The sequence below is a fragment of the Brevundimonas diminuta ATCC 11568 genome (genome assembly GCF_000204035.1).
In the GTDB taxonomy this organism is placed as follows: Bacteria; Pseudomonadota; Alphaproteobacteria; order Caulobacterales; family Caulobacteraceae; genus Brevundimonas; species Brevundimonas diminuta.
Genome location: NZ_GL883086.1, coordinates 64,961 through 67,403 on the forward strand (window position 1 = coordinate 64,961; position 2,443 = coordinate 67,403).

3 protein-coding genes are annotated in these 2,443 nt (G+C 66.3%); 2 read left to right on the forward strand and 1 reads right to left on the reverse strand.

Annotation, left to right across the window (positions count from 1 at the left end; genetic code table 11):
• Positions 1 to 1,377, forward strand: a 1,377-nt coding sequence (locus tag BDIM_RS17055) for a hypothetical protein (protein WP_081461835.1), incomplete at its 5' end; no start/stop codon positions are given.
• Between the two features lie 402 nt (positions 1,378 to 1,779).
• Here BDIM_RS17055 and BDIM_RS04035 read toward each other — a convergent pair.
• Positions 1,780 to 2,085: a hypothetical protein gene (locus BDIM_RS04035; RefSeq protein WP_088491708.1), complete on the reverse strand. Its 306-nt coding sequence runs from the start codon at positions 2,083 to 2,085 to the stop codon at positions 1,780 to 1,782.
• A gap of 186 nt (positions 2,086 to 2,271) precedes the next feature.
• On the opposite strand from BDIM_RS04035, the gene BDIM_RS04040 reads away from it, so the two are divergent.
• On the forward strand, positions 2,272 to 2,443 hold a 172-nt coding region (locus BDIM_RS04040; RefSeq protein WP_169312123.1), incomplete at its 3' end, for a recombinase family protein.

Below are 2,443 nucleotides of genomic sequence, written 5' to 3' on the forward strand. Positions count from 1 at the left end.
GCGGCCGCCGTGACGGACCTGTCTCCGCCGACGCTGGAAGAGGCGATGGAGGCCGCGCGCGGGGGGCTGCTGGTCAACATCGACGCCAAGGCCGACGTGTTCGACCAGACCGAAGCCGTGCTGAAGCATCTGGGCCTGACCGACCATGTGCTGATGAAGACCGGCGCCGCGCCCCGCGACGGCCAGGCCTTCCCCAGCCTGCTCCAGACCGCCCTGTTCATGCCGATCATCGACGAGGGGCAGGGGCCGATCGCCCAGGCCGGCACCGTGTTCGAGCCCCTCTCGCCGGTGGCGGTCGAGGTCCTGTTCCGCGACGAGGCCTATTTCCGCGACAGCGCCCGCGCCCTGCGCGCCGCCGGGCGTCGGGCCTGGGTCAACACTCTGAGCCTTCATCACTCGGCCGGCCATGTCGATGCCGACGCGGTGGTCGCCCCCGCCGATCACTGGGGCAGGCTCATCGATATGGGCGCCAACATGATCCAGACCGATGCGCCCGAGGCTCTGACGGCCTATCTGGCGGTGCGCGCCCAGGCCCAGGCTCTGCCGGTCGCCCGTCCGGGCGCGCCGCTGGAGCCACCGGTGGTCCACGACTTTCCCCGCCAGCAGGAACGGCCCATCCCGGCCCCGCCGCCCGCGCCCGTCTATGAGGCCGTCGAGCTGCGCCGCTATCCGGCGGCAGAGGCGGGGCAGGGCGCCGCCGCCCACGGCGAGGACTACTACGCCGTCGTCAACACCCGCATCGGCCGCTACGCCAAGTCGGACGGCCGCAAACTGGCCGAGTGGTCGGGCGACCGGACCCAGTTCGTCCACCTGAACGCCTGCCTGATCGTCGGCGACGACCTGGCCTGCGCCCATTCCAACTTCCCCCATGTGCCGATGACCAGTTCGGTCGAGATCTTCGATCCGAAGACGCTGGAGCATCGCCGCTCGATCAGCCTGGGCGAACAGATCGGCTCCCTGACCTGGGTCGACTGGCGTGACGGCGCCTGGTGGGCGGCCTTCGCCCACTATGACGGGCGCGGCGGCGAGCCCGGCCGCGACCATCGCTACAGCCAGCTGGTCCGCTTCGACACCCAGTGGCGGCGGACCGAGAGCTGGACCTTCCCGGCCTCGGTGTTGGCCCGTATGGCCCCGACCTCCACGTCCGGCGGCGGCTGGGGCGACGACGGCCTGATCTACATGACCGGTCACGACGCCCAGGAGCTCTACGTCATGCGTCTGCCCGAAGCCGGCTCAAGCCTGGTCCACGTCGCCACCTACCGCATCCCCCTGGCGGGCCAGGGCTGGGCCTGGGACCGGACCGAGCCGCGGGTGCTGTACGGCATCAACCGCCCGACCCGCGAAATCGTCGCTGTTCAAGTTCCGCGTTTGCCGTAAGGCTGGATACCGCCACGCTCGAGAAACAGACGACGATTCCCCGTCGAAGCGGGATGGTCGGCGCCGACTCTTGAGGGCGACCCATGCGCATAATCGGTTGGCGGTCTTGGGCTACTAGGACCAGATCGCCTCCAGCGCTCTGATCACCAGCGCCGTGTCTATGGCGGCCACGAGCAAACTGCCGAAAATCGAATCTGCTATAGGGCGTGGTGAGCTTGCCGACATGATCGCAAATTTATCTCCAATAGCGAGGGGATTGTTTGGAGACTTGCCGCCTGACTGGGTGGGGCGCTGCCAGTCCAATGCGAACTTGTCTCCACAAGAACTGCGCCTGGAAGGCGCGCGTCGGGCGCCCATAGGTCGCGCCATGGGACTGCTTCCTCCGAGCCGAAGTGGCGGTATCTATCGAGAAGGGGCATCGTCGATCAGATCGAGGAGCAGCTTCAAACGCTCTCGCAGCGCCGGCACGTGAACGCCCGATAAGGCGGACCTTCGTCCTGAGAGCGCCAGAACGGTTTCGAAGACGGCGTCCGAGGCGCGGATGAGGGACACGAGGTTTTCTCCGCTCGGACCGTTTCGGCCTTCGAACCAGTTCCGCACGGCGCGTTCATTGGCGCTCGTAATCCGTCCGACCTCTTTTCGCGCTGAGGGCGTCGCCCCCCACTCACGCCGCATGGCCGTAGCGATCTGCTGCGGGAAGCTCTCCATCCTACGCCTCTTCCGTGTGAAAAGTTTTTCCTGTTTTGGACTGAACTTTTCAGTCCAATTTCTGAAACGACTTTCACGCCGAAGGGCGCTTACGGTGTCGGTCCAATCGTGCCGCCAAGGCGGCGAGCGACCTGTAGGGCGATGGAGCGATCGAGCGACCACGGCGGAGGTGTTGGCGGCAAGCTGATGCGTGCGGCTGAATACGTGCGCATGTCGACCGAGCACCAAAAATACTCCACCGAGAACCAGTCGGAAGCGATTGCGGCCTACGCCGCACGACGCGGCTTCGAGATCGTCAAAACCTATGTCGATGCAGGTAAGAGCGGTCTAAAGCTGGATGGGCGCGCTGCATTGCAAG

What these genes read in the sequence shown, in the direction of transcription:
- BDIM_RS04035 (WP_088491708.1), bottom strand. Translation starts at nt 2,085, where the DNA reads ATGGAGAGCTTCCCGCAGCAGATCGCTACGGCCATGCGGCGTGAGTGG.